Source organism: Streptomyces sp. NPDC001027 (assembly GCF_040299045.1).
Taxonomy (GTDB): Bacteria; Actinomycetota; Actinomycetes; order Streptomycetales; family Streptomycetaceae; genus Streptomyces.
Window position 1 is genome coordinate 1 of sequence record NZ_JBEPBI010000146.1, and the last position, 19,942, is coordinate 19,942.

Below are 19,942 nucleotides of genomic sequence, written 5' to 3' on the forward strand. Positions count from 1 at the left end.
CGGCCGTTGTTGCCGCCGCAGGCCGCGAGGCTGCCGGCGGCGGCCATCCCCGCGGCGGCCCGGAAGAGGGACCTGCGGGACCAGTTGCTGTTGCTCAGTGCCGACATGGTGACGTCCTTGTCTCGGAGTACGGCTGGGGCTCTTCGCTCGGCGCAGGTGGCTCAATTCCTGTCGCGGAGCGGGACGTTAACCTTCGGCTAAGGCTTCGGCAAGGGGTTGGACGAAGTCTGTTCGAAGCGTTGTGATCGGTTCGGGATCGCGAACGGCGGGGCGTGGGCGTTGTTCGAAAGCGCTTGCGGCAACGCTTGTGCAAGCGCCCATGGTAAGCGCTTTCAAAACGGGCGTCGTGGGCGTCGGGAAGCAAGTCGGGAAACAGGTCGAGAAGGGGATCGGGAAGGAAGGAGAGGGCCGCCGGTGTCAGGGCCGGCGGCCCTCGGTCTCATGGGACGGACGGCCGGCGTTCGTCGGCCCGTCCGGACGCCGTGGGCGACCCCGTCGAGGGTGCCCGGCAACGTCTGTGCACCCGCCGGTCGTCACGTCTGCCGTCGTCACGGCGGCGGTCGTCCCGACGGCGGTCGTCCCGTACTCGCTCGCCGACCGGAGTGCGCCGGCGTGTGCGGGAGTCCGGGGCGTCGCCATCGCGGTACGCGGGTGTGTGCCACGTCGGCGACGACCCGACCCCGGACCGGACGCCGGCTCCTGCTCCGGCCCAGGCGTCGGCCCCGCCTCGGGCTGCGGTCCGGTGACCGCGTGGATCCGGGCGAGCGGTGATGCCGGTGCTCGCGGTGACGGCGGGCATGGCGGCGCTCAAGCTCGCCGTGCCCGCGGTTCCCGCACACGGTGTGCTCGTCGTGCTTGCGCGCGGCGTGCTCACGGTGCCTGGGCGCGGCGCGTTCGCGGTGCTGGCGGTCAGGACTGCCTCCCTTCCCTCGTCATGCGGTCGATGCGGTGTGGTGTGGTGTGGTGCGATCCGATGCGGTGTGCCGGGTGTCAGGGAGCGGGGGCGATGCGGCTCCTCACCCGGGCCGCTGCGGTGCGCTTGACGCTGCGCTGTCCGACCGACTGCAGTGCCCCTTCGAGCGCGAACGTCGCGGCCCCCAGGCACGCCGGATCGGTGGGAATGGGCGACAGGACGATCCTGCTGGCGGCCAGCGGCCGCTGCAGCGCATGGCGGGCGACGGCCTCGCGCACCTCCTTCAGAAGGGGCTCGCCGAGCCGGGCTGCCACCCAGCTGCTCAGGACGACCACCTCGGGATTGAGGAGGTTGACCAGGTTGGCGATGCCGGCGCCGAGGTATCGGGCGGTCTCCCGGACCGCCTCGACGGCGTCGGGGTCGTGCGCGGCGAGCCCGGCGGCCAGCGCGTCGATGGTGGCGGTCTGGTCCTCGGGGTGCAACAGCGCGCTGTGCGGGCTGAGTTCACGCAGGTTCTGCATGATGCCGGGCGCGCCGACGTACGTCTCGACGCAGCCGTGGTTGCCGCAGCGGCACGGTCGGCCGTCGAGCACGAGCGTCGTGTGCCCCCACTCGCCGGCGCTGTTGCTGCCCCCTCGGTGCAGCCCGCCGCCCAGCACCAGCCCGGCGCCCACACCGGTCCCCAGATTGACCACCACGGCGTCGCCGTGCCCGCGCGCCGCCCCGAACCACAGCTCGGCGACGGCGCCCGCCCGCAGCGGGTTGTCCAGGTACAACGGGTACGCGATGTGTTCGGAGAGCAGGTCGAGCAGCGGTACGTCGTGCCAGTCCCAGTTGGGCGCGTACGCGGAGACGCCGGTGGCGCGGTCCACCTGTCCCGGCACGCTCACCCCGACGCCCAGCACCCGGGCGGCCTCGACCCCGGCCTGGGCGACCACGGAGCCGGCGGCGGCGGCGACGTGACCGACGACCTGTTCGGGGCGGCTCTCGCCGGGCCGCATGTCTTCCGCGGCGCGGGCGAGGACGTTCAGGGCCAGATCGAAGAGCTCGACATGGACGTAGGTCTCCGCGATGTCCACGCCGATCAACGCGCCCCCCGACGCGTTGACGGCCACGAGGCCCCGGGGGCGGCCGCCCGCCGAATCCTCGAACCCGACTTCCGTGATCATGCGGAGGTCGAGCAGCTCGCCGACGAGCGTGGCGACGGTGGCGAGCGACAGACCGGTGGCGGCCGCGAGCTCCTGCCGGGAGGTGGGCGAGGCGGCGATGATCTGACGCAGCACCTCGTAGCGGTTCGCGGTGCGGATGTCCCGTGACGTGCCGCGCTTCATGGAGCGTGCCCCCTCATCGCTTCGGTCCGTCCCGTCCCTTCCGTCCCGTCCCTTCGGGGGCGGGCGTGCCCGCCCGGCGACGGCACCGGCGCCGCGCCAGGCTATGGGGTGCCGCAGCGTTCGACAAGGGGTTAGGAAAGGGGCTTTATAAAGTCGGGCCGGTAACCGCGTGACATCAGTTTCCCAGGACGTCCCGCACGAACTCGTTGGCGAACTTCCCGGCCGGGTCCAGCTCGCGTGCCAGAGCCGTGAAGTCGTCCATCCGGGGATAGCGCCCGCGCAGCGCCGCGGCGGGAGTCTCGAACACCTTGCCCCAGTGGGGGCGGGGCTCGAACGGCTCGAGCGCCGCTTCCACCGCGCGCACGACGGGCAGCACGGACGCCGTGTCCTCGATCCACGTGAAATGGACGGCCACGGTGTCCCGTCCGTAGGAGGGGCTCAGCCACTGCTCGTCGGCGGCCACCGTCCGCACCTCGCAGATCTGCAGGACGGGCGAGACCGTCCGCCGGATCCCGTCGATCGCCCGCAGCGCCTCCAGGGCGTGCCGACGCGGCAGCAGGTACTCGCTCTGCAGCTCGTTCCCGCTGCTCGGGGTGAACTCCGCCCTGAAGTGCGGCAGCCGCTCGTGCCAGGGTCCCGGCACGCCCAGCTGCTCGGTGCAGTTGACGGCCGGCATCCCCGGCACCGGGTGCAAGGCCCGCTCGGCCGGTGCGGCCCACGGGAAGTCGGCGAGCGGTTCGTCCGTGCGCCGCTTCAGCCACACCTGCCGGAACCCGGGCGCGTCCCAGTCGGTGAACAGACTCACGCTGTACGCGGCCCCGGCCACCGTCTCGAAGTCCAGCCCGTCCAGCGGGAGTTCGGTGAAAAGATGCTGTTCCACCCGGAAGGCGGGCTCCAGGTCGAGCACCAGCGAGGTCACCACGCCGAGCGCGCCCAGCGAGGTGACGGCCCCGCCGAACCGCTCGTCGCCGCGTCCGAGGACGACTGTGGAGCCGTCCGCGGTGACGATCTCCACCTCCCGCACCGACGAGGCGAGCGAGCCGTTGCCCACCCCCGAGCCGTGCGTGCCGGTCGCCACCGACCCGGCGACCGAGATGTGCGGCAGGGAGGCCATGTTCGCCAGCGCGAGGCCGTGCTCGTGGACGCGGCGCGCCAGCTCGGCGTACCGCACTCCGCCCCCGACCCGCACCGTCCGCGCCGCCGTGTCCACCTCGACGTCGCCGGTCAGGGCGTCCAGCAACAGCAGCACTCCGTCGCCGCCCGGCTCGGCGATCCGGTTGAAGGAGTGCCCGCTGCCCAGCACCCGCACCCGACCGGAGGCCGCCACGAGCGACCTGAGCGCGTCGAGGGAGTGCGGACGGTGCAGCTCCTTGGCGGCGAAGGTGATGTTGCCGGCCCAGTTCGCAACGGTTTCGGTCATACGACTTTCGCCCCTTTGGAGGAGATCGAGAACCCGGAATTCCCCAGGTGGAACCTACCCTGCCCGCAACACGGGGCCCCCGCCCCCACCTCCGCGCCGGCCTGGGCATACCGTGAGGAGTCGTACGCCTGAGCCGGGAGGAGAGACGGATGGGCAGCCGTACCGCGCTGGTCGAGGATCTGATGGAACGGTTTCCGCATGTTCCGCGGGAGGCCGTTTTCAAGGAGGACCTGCTGCGCGGAGGCGTGGCCTTCGACCCCTCGGCGCTCAGCGACAACGAGTCGGGCGAGGTCAAGCCGAAGTCCTACTTCATCTTCTCCTTCGACCACGGCACCCTGCCCGAGCTCGGCGAGGCCGCGCTGCGTCGCCCGCCGGAGGAGATCATCCTCACCGGAGGCCCCTACGACCTGCGGCGCACGGTCGTCTCGGTCCGGGTGAACCCGTCCTCGCCCTACCGCGTCGCCGCGGACGGCGACGGGCTGCTCGGGCTCTACCTCGACGGCCGCCGCATCGCCGACGTCGGCGCGCCGCCGATGCCGGAGTACTACCGGCACAGACTCTCCAGCGGGAAGTCCGTCATGGAGGTCGCGCCCACCATCCAGTGGGGCTATCTCATCTATCTGACCGTTTTCCGGGTGTGTCAGTACTTCGGCGCCAAGGAGGAGTGCCAGTACTGCGACATCAACCACAACTGGCGTCAGCACAAGGCGGCCGGCCGCCCCTACACGGGCGTCAAGGACGTCGACGAGGTCCTCGAGGCGCTGGAGATCATCGACCGCTACGACACCCAGAAGACCTCCACCGCCTACACGCTCACCGGCGGCGCCATCACCAAGACCGTCGGCGGGCGCGACGAGGCCGACTTCTACGGCCGCTACGCCAAGGCCATCGAGGAGCGCTTCCCGGGCCGCTGGATCGGCAAGGTCGTCGCCCAGGCGCTGCCCCGCGACGACGTCCAGCGCTTCAAGGACTACGGGGTGCAGATCTACCACCCCAACTACGAGGTGTGGGACCGCCGTCTGTTCGAGCTGTACTGCCCGGGCAAGGAACGCTACGTCGGCCGCGACGAGTGGCACCGGCGGATCCTCGACTCGGCGGACGTCTTCGGCGCGCGCAACGTCATCCCCAACTTCGTCGCCGGGGTCGAGATGGCCGAGCCGTTCGGCTTCACGACCGTCGACGAGGCCATCGCCTCCACCACCGAGGGCCTGCGCTTCTTCATGTCGCACGGCATCACGCCCCGCTTCACCACCTGGTGCCCGGAGCCCACCACGCCGCTCGGCAAGGCCAACCCGCAGGGCGCCCCGCTGGAGTACCACATCCGGTTGCTGCAGGCCTACCGTGGAGCCATGGACGAGTTCGGGCTCTCCTCGCCCCCCGGCTACGGCCCGCCCGGACCCGGCCGCGCCGTCTTCTCCGTGAGTTCCTTCATGGACAGCCTTCCGGCGCAGGACGCGGCGACCGTATAGTCCGCGCAACCGATGGAGAAACACAGCATCGGCGTTGAACGCACGACGGCCCGCGTCCGTACCACTGACCGGAGTAACGGGCGCGGCCGCCTTCTTCTCCCTGTCCTACTGTCTTAACATGACATCTGAACAGGGCGCTTGTCAGTTGTGTCGGTAACGTGAAAAGCTCTGCCCCTGCCGCGAGGTTCCCCCCAACTCCATTGCCGTCATGGTGAGTTGACCTTGCTTGTGGATGCAGGAGACCCATGCCCGACCTGCCGACCCCGAAGGACGCCGCTGAGGCCGCACTGTTCTCCGAGTGCTGGGACGCCGTCCTGTCGTACGCGGACCTGTGCACGTCCGGCTCGACCGCGGCGAACCAACTGGCCCGTGAGGCGTTCGCACTCGGCATACGCGAGGCCCGCGCCGCCGAGTCCGGCACCGCGCGAGGCGCCGGACGCCGCTCGTCCAGGCTGCCCAGGATCCCCCTGCTGCTGACCGCCGTGCGCGCCACGGCGGCCGCCTGGGAGGCCCAGGGGCAGGGCCACAAACTCGACCCCGACCTGCGCCTGTGGCTCAACTCGGACAAGGCCGCACGGTACGTCGGGCCGCCGCTGAGCCGTCCCATCGCCCTGCGCGGTCTGCGCGACATGCAGGAACCGGACGCCGCGCTGCTGTGGCTGGCCGAGGTGGAGGCGCTGCCGCTGCAGGCCGTCGTCCGCCGTCAGGGCCTGGACCAGTCCGGCGCGGTGGAAGAGCTCAACGAGGTTCGCGGTCTGTTTCGAGACCGCTGTCACCGCAACCATCTCGACACCCCGATGGACGCGGAATGTCGCAGCTACGTGCGGCTCCTGGACGCCGTCACCCGCTCACCCGCCGCCGACACGCCGCCCGACCTCTCCCGGCACCTCGCCACCTGCGTGGAGTGCGCGGAGGCCGCGGCCTGTCTGCGGTTGCACGGCGGAGGACTGCCTGCCGCCCTCGCCCAGGGCGTGATCGGCTGGGGCGGCCTCGCCTACCTGGAACGCCGCCGCCGCGCCGCCGAAGTGCGCCTCGGCGGCGGCCCGGCCGCGCCGGACCGCGAGGGAGCGGCCGCCCGGGCAGCCGCGAACAAGGCACGGATGCGGCGCAACGGACTTCTCGTCACCGCCGTCCTCGTCTCCGGGCTCGCGCTCGCCGTGTCGATGATGCCCGGCGACACCGGCGGCGACAGCATCGTCAAGGCCGGCCCCACCGACAGCACCCCGGTCGCCGGTCCCGGTACGCGGGTGCCGTCCGCCGCGCCCGCCAGCTCCGCGGCGCCGTCCTCGTCCGCCCCGAGGGCCTCGGCCAGCCCGTCGCCGACGAAGGGGGCGGGCGACGACGCCAAGCCCGACCCCGAGCCGCAGGGCACCTCCTCGGCCGCCGCCGGAGGCGGGGACGACGCGGCGGACCCGGCCTGCGAGGTCCAGTACGACCTGGTCAACCAGTGGCCGGACGGATTCCAGGCCACCGTCACCGTCACCACGGACCATGCTCTCGACGCCTGGCAGGTGGCCTGGTCCTTCCGCGACGGCCAGCGGGTCGACCAGATGTGGGACGCGAGCCTCGCCCAGGACGGCTCCCGCGTCACCGCCACCGCGGCCGACTACAACCGGACGGTCGCGGCGAACGGCACCCTCACCTTCGGGTTCCTCGCATCCTGGAAGGGCAAGAACACCGCGCCGTACGCGTTCGCCCTCAACGGGCAGGAGTGCGCGGGGAAGTGAGCGCAGAGGGCCGGCGCGCAGGCGCCGGCCCCTCGGCTGGGCTGTGGCCGCAGCTGTTGCTGTGGCTGGGGTGACCGTGCCGACTGCAGGTGACCGGGTCGCTGGAGGTGATTCCGGGCGGCTGCGAGGTGATCCGGTCGTTGGGGGTGACCGTGCCGCCTGCGGAGTGATTGGGCGCGCGTCCGTGGGGGGCCATCCCGTCCGGGGGGCGACGGGTGAACTCCGCGCTCGGCCGGGGCCGGTGAGACGGGAGCCGGGTGGCCGGCGGGGCGACCGCGGCGGATGCGGCAGTCGTGGAAGGTCGCCGGAAAACCAGTGGCTTCGGCCGGCGGGCGTCCCTATCCTGAGTGAGTCTTGCGCGGGGCCTACGGCTGCCGCTGCCCCAAGGACATGAAACGGAGGTGTGACCCATGACTGTCGCCTCGAAGGACGCTGCGCGCAGCGGCCAGACGATCGTTCACACCACCTCCGTGGTCTCCGGCTGACATCCATCCTCTCCGCTTCGCGCGGGTAAGCGTTTTCGCAACGTGGACATCGCCGGGACCGCCCTGTGAAGGGTTTTCCTTGTCTTTCCCCGTTTCTCCGTCTTCCTCCGCTTCGGCCTCCGGCTCCGCGGCATCTGTTTCTGTCCCGGCGGTTTCCGTTTCGACAGCGGTTTCACCGCATCCGCTCGCCCCGTACGGCTGGGACGAGGACTGGGCGGCCGCGTTCGCTCCGCACGCCGCGCAGGAGCTCCTGCCGGGCCGTGTCGTACGCGTCGACCGCGGTCTGTGCGACGTCGTCACCGAGGCCGGCGTCGTTCGCGCCGACACCGAGTTCGTCGTCCCTCACGACCCGATGAAGGTGGTGTGCACGGGGGACTGGGCGGCCGTCGATCCCGAGGGCAGGGATCCGCGGTACGTCCGGACGCTCCTGCCGCGCCGTACCGCCTTCGTGCGCTCCACCTCCTCCAAGCGGTCCGAGGGGCAGATCCTCGCCGCCAACGTCGACCACGCCGTCGTCGCGATGTCGCTCGCCGCCGAGCTCGACCTCGGACGGATCGAACGCTTCCTGGCGCTTGCCTGGGAGTCGGGCGCGCAGCCCGTCGTCGTGCTCACCAAGTCCGACCTGGTGCCCGACCCGGTGGCGCTGTCCCACCTCGTCGAGGACGTCGCGGCCGGCGCTCCCGGGGTGCCCGTGCTCACCGTGTGCGCCCGCGACGGCGAGGGCGTCGAGGAACTGGCCGACATCCTGGGGCACGGCACCTCCGTGCTGCTCGGGGCGTCCGGAGCGGGCAAGTCGACGCTCGCGAACGCCCTGGTCGGCGCCGACGTGATGGGCGTCCAGGCCATTCGCGACCAGGACGGCAAGGGGCGTCACACCACCACGACCCGCAATCTGCTCCCACTGCCCGGCGGGGGCGTCCTCATCGACACGCCCGGACTGCGCGGCGTCGGCCTCTTCGACGCCGGCGCCGGGGTCGGACGCGTCTTCTCGGAGATCGAGGAGTTCGCACGGGGCTGCCGCTTCCACGACTGCGCGCACGAGTCCGAGCCGGGGTGCGCGGTGCGGGCGGCCGTCGACGACGGGGAACTGTCCCAACGGCGGCTGGAGAGTTACCGCAAACTCGTCCGTGAGAACCAGTGGATCGTCGCCAAGTCCGACGCCCGCCTGCGCGCCGACGTCCGGCAGGACTGGAAGCGCAGGCAGGCCGAGGGCAGGGCGGCCGCGGACGCCAAGCGCGGCCGCGGCCCGTGGCGGCCCGCTCCCCCTCGGTGACGGCGAGCGGAGGCGTGGGACGTCGACGTCGGACGTCGAAAGCCGCACGTCGGATGTCCGGCGGCGGGCTCCGGCGGCGGGCTCCGGCGGCGGACATCCGACGTGCGGCGGCGGGGGGCTCAGGCCGGGCGGTCCGGGCTCATGGGTCCGGGCCCATGTTCCGCGGTGCCGCGGCTCGGCGGCTCGGAGCTGAGCCGGCGAGCCGGCGGTCGAGGTCGACGCCCTGCGGCGAGGCACGAGGGCGACGGTCGGACGTCGGATGGGAGAGGGCAGTAACGGGATTACCGAGCCGGATACGTGTTTCCCCTCTCGGTGCGAGACGTTTTTGCGCGTCGCCCGACCGCCCGACCGCCCGACCGCCCGCCCGACCGCCCGGCCGACTGGTGACTGTTTCCGCCGTTTTCTGTCCTCCAGTGTCACGTCCGATTTCCGCTAGCAGCGTCGCAGTCAGGGGCGAAGACTGGACCCATGACGGATCAGGAAAACCGTTACGAGGCGGTTCTCAGCAGGGACGCCCGGTTCGACGGCGAGTTCTTCTTCGCCGTCGAGACCACCGGCATCTACTGCCGGCCCAGCTGTCCCGCCGTGACGCCGAAACGCCGTAACGTGCGTTTCTTCGCGACGGCCGCCGCCGCGCAGGGCTCCGGGTTCCGGGCCTGCCGGCGGTGCCGGCCGGACGCCGTCCCGGGATCGGCGGACTGGAACGTACGTGCCGACGTCGTCGGCCGGGCGATGCGGCTGATCGGGGACGGGGTCGTCGACCGGGAAGGAGTCACCGGTCTCGCCGTACGGCTCGGCTACAGCGCACGTCAGATCCAGCGCCAGCTCACCGCCGAACTGGGCGCGGGACCGGTCGCCCTCGCCCGGGCGCAGCGCGCGCACACCGCGCGGATCCTGCTGCAGACGACCGGCCTGCCGATCACCGAGATCGCCTTCGCGTCCGGCTTCGCCAGCGTGCGCCAGTTCAACGACACCGTTCGGGACGTGTACGCGTCCACTCCGACCGAACTGCGGGCCGCGGGGCGCACGACCGGTCGCGGCGCGGGCCCCTCCGCCGCCACCCCTTCCGCCGGGATTGGGCTGCGGCTCGCCCACCGCGGGCCGTACCACTACGCCGCCGTGTTCGACCTGCTGCACCGGCAGGCGGTGCCCGGGGTGGAAGAGGTGAGCGGGCCGACCGGCCGTCGCACGTACCGCCGTACGCTGCGACTGCCGTACGGCACCGGGATCGCCGCCGTGAGCGAGTGTCCGGGCGGGCGCGCGGGAAACCGGGGCCCCGCGTCGGCCGTCCACCCCGGCGGCTGGCTCGACGCCCGGCTGCGCCTCACCGACCCCCGCGATCTCACCACCGCCGTCCAGCGGCTGCGACGGCTGTTCGATCTGGACGCCGACCCCTACGCCGTCGACGAGCGGCTGGGCGCGGATCCACGCCTAGCTCCGCTGGTCGCCGCGCGGCCCGGGCTGCGTGCGCCTGGGGCGGCCGACCCGGAGGAGTACGCGATGCGGGCCCTCGTAGGACGAGCGGAGGCCGAAAGGCTCGTACGCGCTTACGGCAAAGTTCTCGACGCACCCTGCGGGTCGCTGAACCGGCTCTTTCCCGAGCCCGCCGTTCTGGCGGAGGCCGAGCCCGGGGGCCCTCTGGGCGCGCTCGCCGCGGCCCTCGCCGACGGCGCCGTACGCCTGGACGCCGGCGCCGACCGGGACGACGCACAGGAAGCACTGCTCGCACTTCCCGGCCTGGACGTCGGCGCCGTCGCGGAGATCCGGGCCCGTGCCCTCGGCGACCCCGACGTGGCGCCCCCCGGCGTGGAGGCCCCCGACACCTGGCGCCCCTGGCGCACGTACGCCGTGCGCCACCTGCGCGCCTGGGAGGAACGATGACCCGACCGACCGTCTCGACCGAACCGACATACTCGACGGAGTCGACGTACCCGATGGAGCCGACCCACCCGATGAACCCGTCGCCCTCGAGGCCTCCGGCGAATTCCGGATGCCCCCGGCAAACCATAGATGCCATGGGAACCATGGAACCCGTAATAACGGTAGAAAACATAGAAAACATGGAAACGGCAGAAAATGCAGAAACCGCAAACGCTGTCGAGGACGCGCGAACCGCAGAAAGCGTAGAAACGGTGCGGCCGGCTGGCCGGGTAAATCGAGCAAACGGGGCAGGCCAGGCAGGCGGAATGGGCCGGATGGGCCCGACGGGGAACGGTCCGACCTACTGGGCACGTGTGGAGAGCCCGCTCGGTCCCCTGTTGCTCACCGCGGACCCCGACGGCGCGCTGACCAGCCTCTCCATGCCCGGGCAGCAGGGCGGACGAACCGTCCAGGAGGACTGGCGGCACGACCGCGGGCCCTTCCGCTCGGCCGAGGACCAGCTCGCCGCCTACTTCGCCGCGGAACTGACGGAGTTCCGGCTGCCGCTGCGCGCTGAGGGCACCGCGTTTCGCGAGCGGGTGTGGGCCGCGCTCGACTCCGTCCCGTACGGGGCGACCACGACGTACGGCGAGGTCGCCGCGCGCCTCGGGGCGTCGCGGATGGCCGTACGGGCCGTCGGAGGGGCAGTGGGGGCGAACCCGTTGCTCATCGTGCGCCCCTGTCACCGGATCATCGGCGCCGACGGCTCGCTGACCGGCTACTCCGGAGGCCTCGACCGCAAGGTGCGTCTGCTGACGCTGGAGGGTTCGCTCCAGGCGCGGCCCTGACCACCCGGGGCCTGCCGGTCGGCGACGCCGAGGGCGCCCGGCGGGTCGTGCCCACTGTGTCGGCGACGCGAGTCCGCCCGTCCGACGTCCACACCGGTGACGCGAGGGCGTCAACCCCACAGCACCGCGCCCAGCCAGGCGCCCATGATCAGCAGGCATGTGAACAGTTCCACGAGGACGCTGGAGCCGCCCGAGCGCATCGCTCGGCGCAGGGCGGCCCGCGCTTCGCCGTGACGGCCCAGGCGAAGGCGTTCCGAGAGATAGATGCCGCCCATGAAGCCCGGGACGGCGCCGAACACGGGGATCAGGAAGAAGCCGAGGAACGCGCCGAGTCCGGCGTACACCGCCATCCGGGGGGTCGCGCCGCTCGCGCGCAGCCGACGCGGCGGCAGGGACCAGCGCACGACCTGCGACACGAACAGGGCCACCGTGGCGCCCACCAGCACGGCCCACGCCACCGGCTGCGGATCTTCCAGCGCCCACCACAGGATCGCGGCCCACACCAGCCACGACCCCGGCACGCCGGGCACCAGCACTCCGCACAGGCCGAGCAGAACAACCAGTCCGACCAGCAGGAGTTCCCACACTCCCATCTGCCCAGGGTGCCCGAGCCGGAAAGAACGCGCAGGTCAAGAGGTGGTGTGGGGAGGGCGTTGCCGCGGTCAGCGCTCGCGGGTCACCCAGCCGCGCTCGTACGCGTGCCAGCCCAGCTGCAGCCGCGTCGACGCTCCTGTCAGCTCCATCAACCCCTTCACCCGGCGCTGCACCGTCCGAAGCCCCAGATCGAGCTGCTTGGCCACGCTGGCATCGGTCATCCCGGCGAGCAGCAGGGAGAGGATCTCCAGGTCGGCGGTGTCGGGACCCTCCGGCCCCTGCTCGGCGACACCGAGCCCACCGCAGCGCAGCGGCAACGCCACCTGCCACACCGACTCGAACAGGCCGGACAGCAGCTCGAGCAGCCCGCTGGCGTGGACCACCAGTGCGGCGGGCTCGGCCGAGCCGGCGTTCAGCGGCACGAGCGCGAGCGAACGGTCGGCGACGACCAGTTTCGTCGGCACCTCGTCCACCACCCGCACCTGCTCGTCGCGGTCCAACGCGGCGGCCACCTCCGCCATGCCGTTGGGCTGGTCGAGCACGGCCCGCTCCAGGACGACGCGGTAGCGCACCCCACGGGCGGTCGCCTGCTTCTCCGCGTCGTTCTCGCTGCCGGTCACGGCCACCGTGGTGCCGGTGACCAGGGCGCAGACCTCGTGGCTCGCCCCGAGCTGGATCTGCAGGAAGCGCTGGGCGACGGCAGCGGCGCCCGTCACGACCTCGACCAGGTCGTGCGCCGCCGGCTCGGTCGAGGTCGCCCGGTACTCCTCGGCGAGCTGCGCCGCCGTCAGCTCGGCCTTCTCCAGTTCGTGACGCTGCTGGGTGAGCAGGGCGCCCAGGGCGACGCCCGGGGGAGCGGCGACCCAGCGTCCGGGACGGCCCGAGGACTGGGCGGCCAGGCCGTGCCGCTCCAGCCCGCGCAGGGCGCGTTCCGTGTCGTGCTCGCCGAGGGTCAGTCGGCGCGCGAGGTGGGGCACATCGGCCGCGCCGACGGTCACCAGCTCCCGGTATGCCGACTCGTGCGTCTCGTCGAGCCCTATCGCTCTCAGCATCAGGCGCCGGCCCTCCCTCTCGTTTCCCACGTTTTTTGAGTGTTTCTGGCGGTCTCTGTGTGATGCGCGCCCCCGTGGCTGGCGGGAAACGGCCACGGCGTAAACCCGCCGTCGTACATCATCGCCGTACCGTCGGTCACTCTGCCAAGGTGTGGGCGACGGCGGAAACCCGTGATCATCCAGTGAATCCACAGAGGTGTTCCGGGAACGCCGTGCAGACCCGGAACGGCCGGTCGCCGAACCGCGCTCCGAGGTCTCCGACAAGCGTGACCCGGACTCTTGACGCGCGCAGGGGCGCACAGGGGATACGAGCCCGGGTCACCCATGTCGCCGGACGGTTCTCCCGTGGGGGGTGGAACCGTCCGGCGACTTCTGACCCCTTTCGTCGCACTGATGTGCAGTACTTCGCCCGGCATGCTCTCCGATGAGGTCGGACGGGACGGATTTTGCGGATGCCCCGTTTTCCTGCGGCCCGCGCGGTGGACAATCGGGGGCATGAGTCAGCAGGGGGGAAGGCCCACCGGTCACGAGGACGACTGGTGGGGTCAGCTGTACGACGACGCCACCGAGGACACCGGACCCACACCCGCCGCCGACTCCCTGGACGACCGCTTCGCCTCGGCCGCGGGAGCGGTGCGCTCCGCGGGCGCGGCGGAGGGAGCGGACAGGGGAGAGGACGGGGGCACGGGCGGCGGGGGTCCCTCAGTCGGTGAGGACGCTGCTCACGGCACCGGTCGTCCGGGCGATGCGGGAGGCGGGAGAGACGGGGGAGGGGCGGGAGAGTGGAGCCGTGCGGGCAGCGCCAGCGGTGCGGCGGACGGCGTGGACGCGGCTGCCGGCGGCGGGTACGGGAACGTGCCTGGGGCCGGGCCCGGGAATGTGCGCGGGGCGGGGCCCGGCGGCGGGTTCTCGTCCGGGTCCCGCGGTGTGAGTTCCGTGCCGGCTCCGCGTGACGGACGCAGTGGCGCTGGTGGGGGAGTCGACTGGTGGACGTCGCCGGATGACGGCGCGACGGCGGGGACGTCGTCGGCAACCGGTTCCACTGTGCCGCCGCCGCGAGGTCGACCCGTCGCCCGACCCGTCGCGGAATCGCTTTCCGACCTTGGGGCCGACCTGATTCCTGAGCCAGGTCGACGAGCTGGTCAGCAGCCTGGTGCGGATCCCGTTTCTGAGCCCGGTTCCGAGCCGGTTTCCCCGCCGGATGTCGAGCCGGCCGGCGAATCTGTTACCGAAACCAATTCCGGGCCAGGCGCCCCACCCGATTCGGGGCAGGCGGCCGTGCGCGGCGGTGCCGAGGAGGACGCCCGGGGCGGTGCGGGCTGGGATCCGCGGAATCTGTCGCAGCGGGAAACCGCGCCGCGGAACCTCTCGCAGCGCGAAACCGCTGTCGAAACAGGTTCGGGCATCGACAACGCGGAAAGGCATTTCGACCCGCGTACGGCACCCGGTGCGACCCCATTCGATGTGAAAACGGTTGCCGACGCAGGTGTAGCCCCTGGTGGGGAAACAACAGACGTCGCTTCGGAGGCCGCTTCGCGGGGTCGGCACCGCGCTCCCTGGGAACCGCCGTCCGACATCCCACCCCGACCCTCGAACTTTCCGTCCGGCCCGTTGCCGCCGGGGTTCTCCGAGCGGCCGTCCCCAGGGCCCGGGCCGTCCGCGACCAGCGCTCCCACGGCACCGGACACGGCGTCCGCCGCGGCCGGCCCCCCGACGTCGGTCCCGTCACAGGCGCCTGCCGTCCCACCCCCGCCCACGGGTCCGGCCCCGATCTCCACCGCCGAACCGCTCGGCGCACGCGGCGATCTCGGAGCCCCGCCGCCGCCCACGGCGCCGCCCCGTCCGGCGCACGTCCCGCCGCCTCCGACCGCCCCCACCGTCCACGCCGCCGGCACGGCAGCACCCCCGACGGTCAACGACCCACCGGCTGCCGCAGGTGCCCCGAGTGCCCCGGCCGCCCCCTCTTCGCAGGTGCGTGCCACACCCGAGCGGGCACCCGGAGCCGACGGCGCTCCCCGTTCTCGAGCCGATTTCGGGCCCGAGCCCGGTCATCCGCCCACCGTTCCCGCGCTCCCCGTTCCCGCGCTCCCCGGCCCGCCTCCCGCGACCTCCCTCGATCTCAAGGACTACGTCGGTTCGGGGCCGCCCACGTACGACTCCGAGCCCACCGCCCTGCCGCCCGCCGACCCGGACGAACTGGACGATCTGGTCGCCGACACCGTCTTGGACGGGGCCCGCTACGGGACCTGCGCCTTGCGGGCGGTGTCCGTGCGAGGGGATTCCGCACGTTACCGGGGGGAGCCGCGCCGCGACTCGCTTCTCACCGCCCGCTTCGGCACGGGTGATCATGCGCTGATCCTCGTTGCGATGGCGACCGGCGCCAGGGCCACGCCGGGAGCGCACCGGGCGGCCGCCGAGGCGTGTCAGTGGATCGGGCGGGCCGTGGGCCGCAGCCACGTCCGCCTGGCGGAGGACATCCGTGCGGCCCGGCGCGGCGACCTGAAGTCGGGCCTGCACCGCCTCACCGACCGCAGTCTCGGCCGGCTCCGCGCCAGCGCCGCGGAGCAGGGCCTGGCACCGGAGGAGTACGCGGCCACGCTGCGCTGCCTCCTCCTGCCCGCCGACCCCGAATGCCGTACGCGCGTGTTCTTCGGCGTCGGCGGCGGCGGACTGTTCCGGCTGCGCGGCGGCGTCTGGCGGGACATCGAGCCACGGGTCGGCGAGGTCGCCGGCGAGCCCGTCGTCGGGTTCGGGTCGCCGCCGGCCGAGACGCCCGAGGGCGACCGGCTCACCATGGACCTCGGCGTCGCGACGCCCCCGAGCCCCTATGACCCGGCCCCTGAGCCGCCCCGGGAACCGTTCCGCTTCCGCGCCTCGGTAGCCCGCCCGGGGGACACGCTCCTGATGTGCACCGGGGGCTTCGCCGACCCCCTGCGCGGCGAGCCGGACCTGTCCGCCCATCTGACGGGACGCTGGTCTGGCCCCACTCCGCCCGGTCTGGCGGCCTTCCTCGCCGACACCCAGGTGAGGGTGAAGGGCTACGCCGACGACCGGACCGCGGCGGCCGTCTGGGAGGCGTGAGCGGGCCGCCGCGGCCACTGTGGAGGGGAGAACCCGGCAGCGACTGAAGGGTGCGTCGATCCATGGCCAAGCAGAACGTCGCCGAGCAGTTCGTGGACATCCTCGCCCGTGCGGGCGTGCGACGCCTCTACGGCGTGGTGGGCGACAGCCTCAACCCCGTGGTGGACGCGGTGCGCCGCAACCGTGCCGTGGACTGGGTCCACGTCCGCCACGAGGAGACGGCTGCGTTCGCCGCCGGCGCGGAAGCGCAGATCACCGGGAGGCTCGCCGTATGCGCGGGCTCCTGCGGGCCCGGCAACCTCCACCTCGTCAACGGTCTCTACGACGCACACCGCTCGATGGCGCCGGTCCTCGCCCTCGCCTCTCACATCCCCTCCAGCGAGATCGGCCTCGGCTACTTCCAGGAAACGCACCCGGACCAGTTGTTCCGCGAATGCAGCCACTACAGCGAGATGATCTCCAGCCCGAAACAGATGCCACGTCTGTTGCACACCGCCATTCAGCACGCGGTCGGCCGCAGCGGCGTCAGCGTGGTGTCGCTTCCCGGTGACATCGCCGATCAGCCCGCACCGGAGAAGGCGGTCGAAACCGCTCTCGTCACTTCCCGCCCCACGGTCCGGCCCGGTGACGCCGAGATCGACGCGCTCGTCGAGATGATCGACGCCGCCGACAAGGTGACCCTCTTCTGCGGGAGCGGCACGGCGGGCGCGCACGCCGAGGTCATGGAGTTCGCCGGAAAGGTCAAGTCGCCGGTGGGGCACGCCCTGCGCGGCAAGGAATGGATCCAGTACGACAACCCGTACGACGTCGGCATGAGCGGCCTCCTCGGCTACGGCGCCGCATACGAGGCCACGCACGAGTGCGACCTGCTGATCCTGCTCGGAACCGATTTCCCGTACAACGCCTTCCTCCCCGACGACGTGCAGATCGCCCAGGTCGACGTACGGCCCGAGCATCTCGGCCGCCGCTCCAAGCTGGACCTCGCGGTGTGGGGTGACGTACGCGAGACGCTGCGCTGCCTCATTCCGCGCGTACGGGCCAAGGAGAGCCGGCGCTTCCTCGACCGGATGCTGAAGAAGCATGCCGATGCGCTGGAGGGGGTGGTGAAGGCGTACACACGGAAAGTGGAGAAACACGTTCCCATCCACCCCGAGTACGTCGCCGCCGTCCTCGATGACATCGCCGACGACGACGCCGTGTTCACGGTCGACACGGGCATGTGCAACGTCTGGGCGGCGCGTTACCTCACGCCCAACGGCCGCCGTAGGGTCATCGGCTCCTTCACGCACGGCTCGATGGCGAACGCCTTGCCGATGGCGATCGGCGCACAGTTCACCGACCGCCGCCGCCAGGTGGTCTCGATGTCCGGGGACGGCGGCTTCTCCATGCTCATGGGCGACTTCCTGACGCTCGTCCAGTACGACCTGCCGGTGAAGGTGGTCCTCTTCAACAACTCTTCGCTGAGCATGGTGGAGTTGGAGATGCTGGTCGCCGGTCTGCCCTCGTACGGCACCACCAACAAGAACCCCGACTTCGCGGCCGTGGCACGCGCCTGCGGGGCTCACGGCGTGCGGGTCGAGAAACCCAAGCAACTGGCCGGAGCCCTGCGGGACGCCTTCCGACACAAGGGCCCGGCCCTCGTCGACGTCGTCACCGACCCCAACGCCCTGTCCATCCCGCCGAAGATCAGCGCCGACATGGTCACCGGGTTCGCCCTGTCCGCCTCGAAGATCGTCCTGGACGGCGGAGTGGGCCGGATGCTGCAGATGGCCCGCTCCAATCTGCGCAACGTCCCACGCCTCTGACTTGCGCAACGTCCCCTGCCTCTGACGGTGCATCCCGGCGGCGAGCCGCCGGCGCGGTGGGCGGCGCCGGCCACCGCGCTCCGCCGGCCACGCGCTCCGCCGGTCCGGCGGGCCGTCGGTCCGGCGGAGCCCTCGAGGCTCACGGCGGCTCCGCCGACCGGGCTTCAGTCGGTTGCCGGGACCCATCGGCGCTCGCCCTCGTCCGAGCCGTACCAGTAGCGCGGCAGCCCCTTGATGCCGCTGGTGCGGAACGGGCGGCCGTGGTCGTCGACGCGCACCGTGCCGGTGCGGCCCTGGGAGGACCAGTCCAGCTCGAGGTACCAGTTGCAGTCGCAGTTCTCGGTCCGCGCCGTGACGAGCAGCACCTCGGGGTCCTTGTTCGACACGCGGTAGGGCAGGCTCACCGCGGGGATCGGCGTGCCCGCGTCGTTGCCGGCGACCGAGTGCGCCACGGGACGGTCCTTGTCCAGGTCGACCGCGAAGAAACGCTTGCTGAGCGAGCCGCCGCAGCCCTGGTCCATGGCGTACACCGTGCCCGGCGCGGGTGCGGCACGACCGACCACCCGTACACGCAGCGCCGTCAGCACGACCGCCGTGGAGCTGCGGCCCTGCACGGAGATCTCCACGTTCGTCTCCCGCCCGTGCACCGCACCTTGTGCCGACGCCCAGGGGCTGGCGTCCTGTTCCGTCGGGGGCGGGGGAACCTGCGCGGGCGGCTTGTCGATGACGTAGTCATGACCGCAGCCGAGCGCCCAGACCTGGGAGTCGGCCGTCCAGGCGAGCGGCACGCCGGTGTTCGCGGGCGCCTTCCTGCCGCCGGTCGGAGCCGCGTCGTGCGACGGAAGGGCGCTGCCGGACGCGGAGACGGGCGAGATCGCGGCGGGCGTGGGCGAGGCGGAGGCGGAGCCGGTGGGAGTGGAGGACCGGTGGGGAACGGCAGCCCCGGTCGGCGCGACGGAGGTCGACGCGGTGGAGCGGGCCGCATCGACGGAATCCGGGTGGCGGCCGCCGTCCGGCAGCGCGGAGAGCGTGCCCAAAGTGGCGAGCAGCGCACAGCCGACGCCGACGAGGACCGTGGCGCGCCGGTTGCGATACCAGGGGCGGGAAGACGCTTGCCGCTCGCGTTGCTCGCCCTGCTTCTGGATCTGCACCACTGGGGAAGCCGGGGTAGCCGGTTGCGACCGGGTTTCCGTGCTTCCCGCCGCGCTTGCTGCTTCCGCGTTTTTCCTCGCTGTGCCTTGGCCGAGGGTTTCCGCTGTTTCCTGAGGAATCTGGGGTGTCCGGTTTCCGGGCCGTACCTCGGTTGACTTCGCGTCCGGAGTTGCCGGCGTTTCCGTTGCTTCCGCCTCCGCTTTCGCCCCCTCCGGCTCCGCTTCCGCCCCTGTGCTCCGGGGCCGCTGTCGTGCCGCCACCGCTCGCAACCACCGTCGGTGCAATTCGAGGCGTTCGTCCTGCGTCGCCCCGCAGAAGTCCGCGAGCCGCTCGACGGGAGCGAAATCCTGTGGAACCGCTTCCCCCGCGCAATAGCGGTGCAGCGTCGACGTGTTCATGCCCAGCCTGCGGGCGAGGGAGCCGTAGCTGCGCTCCGTGCGCTCCTTTAACTCCGTCAGCAGCGCCGCGAACGCGGTCACTTCGCCTGCACTGTCGTCGGTCGACACTGTTCCCCCGTGCTCGTCCGGCCCGGCGGTCATCCCAGGCACTCGTATACCTGCACGTCAGATGGGCTGGGATGGTTCCACCACAGCCGATCGGGCGAAGACCGTTGCAGTCGGCCGGGGAGACGGCCGATGCTCTTGGTGTCGCACCGAGCAGGGCCGAACCGACCGATCGGCCTCGCAGCGACACCGCACCACGCTTTCACCACTGCGCATTCACGACCCAAGAATTCACCGCTCAGGCATTCACCGATCGGCGCGCACAAGATCCACGTACCCGTCGATCGTGCACTCGCCGAGTCACGGCACTCATCGACTCAAGCTCTCACCCACGGGGACATCCATGGCCAAGCACACCCGAGCGAACATGCTCACCCGTCTTGCCGCAGTATCCGCAGCAGCCCTCGCCCTCGGCGGCGCGCTCGCCGC

General features: G+C 71.9%; 13 protein-coding genes and 1 pseudogene. 7 read left to right on the top strand and 7 right to left on the bottom strand.

Annotated features, from left to right (window positions below; all coding sequences use genetic code 11):
• Nucleotides 1-990: 990 nt before the first annotated feature.
• On the bottom strand, nucleotides 991-2,244 hold the full coding sequence (locus tag ABT300_RS29650; RefSeq protein WP_351681930.1) for an ROK family transcriptional regulator: 1,254 nt from the start codon (nucleotides 2,242-2,244) through the stop codon (nucleotides 991-993).
• Nucleotides 2,245-2,419: 175 nt separating this feature from the next.
• On the bottom strand, nucleotides 2,420-3,664 hold the full coding sequence (locus tag ABT300_RS29655) for a D-arabinono-1,4-lactone oxidase (protein WP_351681932.1): 1,245 nt from the start codon (nucleotides 3,662-3,664) through the stop codon (nucleotides 2,420-2,422).
• 149 nt (nucleotides 3,665-3,813) lie between these two features.
• Here ABT300_RS29655 and ABT300_RS29660 point away from each other — a divergent pair, with 149 nt between their 5' ends.
• Together ABT300_RS29660 and ABT300_RS29665 are read left to right on the top strand one after the other, a co-directional pair.
• The gene (locus ABT300_RS29660; RefSeq protein ID WP_351681935.1) at nucleotides 3,814-5,133 is read left to right on the top strand and encodes a radical SAM protein; all 1,320 of its coding nucleotides are present in this window, start codon (nucleotides 3,814-3,816) and stop codon (nucleotides 5,131-5,133) included.
• Nucleotides 5,134-5,378: 245 nt separating this feature from the next.
• Nucleotides 5,379-6,860, top strand: coding sequence for a cellulose binding domain-containing protein (locus ABT300_RS29665; RefSeq protein ID WP_351681938.1), 1,482 nt, complete (start codon nucleotides 5,379-5,381; stop codon nucleotides 6,858-6,860).
• Nucleotides 6,861-7,517: 657 nt separating this feature from the next.
• Here the strand turns inward: ABT300_RS29665 and ABT300_RS44565 are convergent.
• Nucleotides 7,518-7,691, bottom strand: a complete 174-nt coding sequence (locus ABT300_RS44565) for a hypothetical protein (RefSeq protein ID WP_502978018.1) — start codon at nucleotides 7,689-7,691, stop codon at nucleotides 7,518-7,520.
• Between the two features lie 6 nt (nucleotides 7,692-7,697).
• Here ABT300_RS44565 and rsgA point away from each other — a divergent pair, with 6 nt between their 5' ends.
• From rsgA to ABT300_RS29680, 3 genes are all read left to right on the top strand, one after another.
• Nucleotides 7,698-8,618, top strand: a complete 921-nt coding sequence (gene rsgA, locus ABT300_RS29670) for a ribosome small subunit-dependent GTPase A (RefSeq protein ID WP_502978019.1) — start codon at nucleotides 7,698-7,700, stop codon at nucleotides 8,616-8,618.
• Nucleotides 8,619-9,086: 468 nt separating this feature from the next.
• Nucleotides 9,087-10,499 (top strand): DNA-3-methyladenine glycosylase 2 family protein, encoded by a 1,413-nt coding sequence (locus ABT300_RS29675; protein WP_351681943.1) that lies wholly within the window; start codon nucleotides 9,087-9,089, stop codon nucleotides 10,497-10,499.
• Nucleotides 10,500-10,813: 314 nt separating this feature from the next.
• On the top strand, nucleotides 10,814-11,326 hold the full coding sequence (locus tag ABT300_RS29680; protein WP_351681945.1) for a methylated-DNA--[protein]-cysteine S-methyltransferase: 513 nt from the start codon (nucleotides 10,814-10,816) through the stop codon (nucleotides 11,324-11,326).
• Nucleotides 11,327-11,436: 110 nt separating this feature from the next.
• Here ABT300_RS29680 and ABT300_RS29685 read toward each other — a convergent pair whose 3' ends face one another.
• On the bottom strand, nucleotides 11,437-11,919 hold the full coding sequence (locus ABT300_RS29685; RefSeq protein WP_351681947.1) for a DUF456 domain-containing protein: 483 nt from the start codon (nucleotides 11,917-11,919) through the stop codon (nucleotides 11,437-11,439).
• A 69-nt stretch (nucleotides 11,920-11,988) separates the two neighbouring features.
• Nucleotides 11,989-12,972 carry a helix-turn-helix transcriptional regulator gene (locus tag ABT300_RS29690; RefSeq protein ID WP_351681949.1) on the bottom strand — a complete coding sequence of 328 codons (984 nt, stop codon included), beginning with the start codon at nucleotides 12,970-12,972 and terminating at the stop codon, nucleotides 11,989-11,991.
• A gap of 1,611 nt (nucleotides 12,973-14,583) precedes the next feature.
• Between ABT300_RS29690 and ABT300_RS29695 the strand changes: the two genes are divergently transcribed.
• The gene (locus tag ABT300_RS29695) at nucleotides 14,584-16,053 is read left to right on the top strand and encodes a protein phosphatase 2C domain-containing protein (protein ID WP_351681951.1); all 1,470 of its coding nucleotides are present in this window, start codon (nucleotides 14,584-14,586) and stop codon (nucleotides 16,051-16,053) included.
• 62 nt (nucleotides 16,054-16,115) lie between these two features.
• Nucleotides 16,116-17,858, top strand: a complete 1,743-nt coding sequence (locus ABT300_RS29700; protein ID WP_351681953.1) for a pyruvate dehydrogenase — start codon at nucleotides 16,116-16,118, stop codon at nucleotides 17,856-17,858.
• Between the two features lie 164 nt (nucleotides 17,859-18,022).
• Here the strand turns inward: ABT300_RS29700 and ABT300_RS29705 are convergent, their stop codons facing one another.
• Nucleotides 18,023-19,012 (bottom strand): hypothetical protein, encoded by a 990-nt coding sequence (locus tag ABT300_RS29705; RefSeq protein WP_351681956.1) that lies wholly within the window; start codon nucleotides 19,010-19,012, stop codon nucleotides 18,023-18,025.
• A 339-nt stretch (nucleotides 19,013-19,351) separates the two neighbouring features.
• Nucleotides 19,352-19,549 (bottom strand): annotated as a pseudogene (locus ABT300_RS29710) (helix-turn-helix domain-containing protein); the annotation flags it as partial.
• Nucleotides 19,550-19,942: the final 393 nt, after the last annotated feature.

What these genes read in the sequence shown, in the direction of transcription:
- ABT300_RS29650 (WP_351681930.1), bottom strand. Translation starts at nt 2,244, where the DNA reads ATGAAGCGCGGCACGTCACGGGACATCCGCACCGCGAACCGCTACGAG.
- ABT300_RS29655 (WP_351681932.1), bottom strand. Translation starts at nt 3,664, where the DNA reads ATGACCGAAACCGTTGCGAACTGGGCCGGCAACATCACCTTCGCCGCC.
- ABT300_RS29660 (WP_351681935.1), top strand. Translation starts at nt 3,814, where the DNA reads ATGGGCAGCCGTACCGCGCTGGTCGAGGATCTGATGGAACGGTTTCCG.
- ABT300_RS29665 (WP_351681938.1), top strand. Translation starts at nt 5,379, where the DNA reads ATGCCCGACCTGCCGACCCCGAAGGACGCCGCTGAGGCCGCACTGTTC.
- rsgA (WP_502978019.1), top strand. Translation starts at nt 7,698, where the DNA reads ATGAAGGTGGTGTGCACGGGGGACTGGGCGGCCGTCGATCCCGAGGGC.
- ABT300_RS29675 (WP_351681943.1), top strand. Translation starts at nt 9,087, where the DNA reads ATGACGGATCAGGAAAACCGTTACGAGGCGGTTCTCAGCAGGGACGCC.
- ABT300_RS29680 (WP_351681945.1), top strand. Translation starts at nt 10,814, where the DNA reads ATGGGCCCGACGGGGAACGGTCCGACCTACTGGGCACGTGTGGAGAGC.
- ABT300_RS29685 (WP_351681947.1), bottom strand. Translation starts at nt 11,919, where the DNA reads ATGGGAGTGTGGGAACTCCTGCTGGTCGGACTGGTTGTTCTGCTCGGC.
- ABT300_RS29690 (WP_351681949.1), bottom strand. Translation starts at nt 12,972, where the DNA reads ATGCTGAGAGCGATAGGGCTCGACGAGACGCACGAGTCGGCATACCGG.
- ABT300_RS29700 (WP_351681953.1), top strand. Translation starts at nt 16,116, where the DNA reads ATGGCCAAGCAGAACGTCGCCGAGCAGTTCGTGGACATCCTCGCCCGT.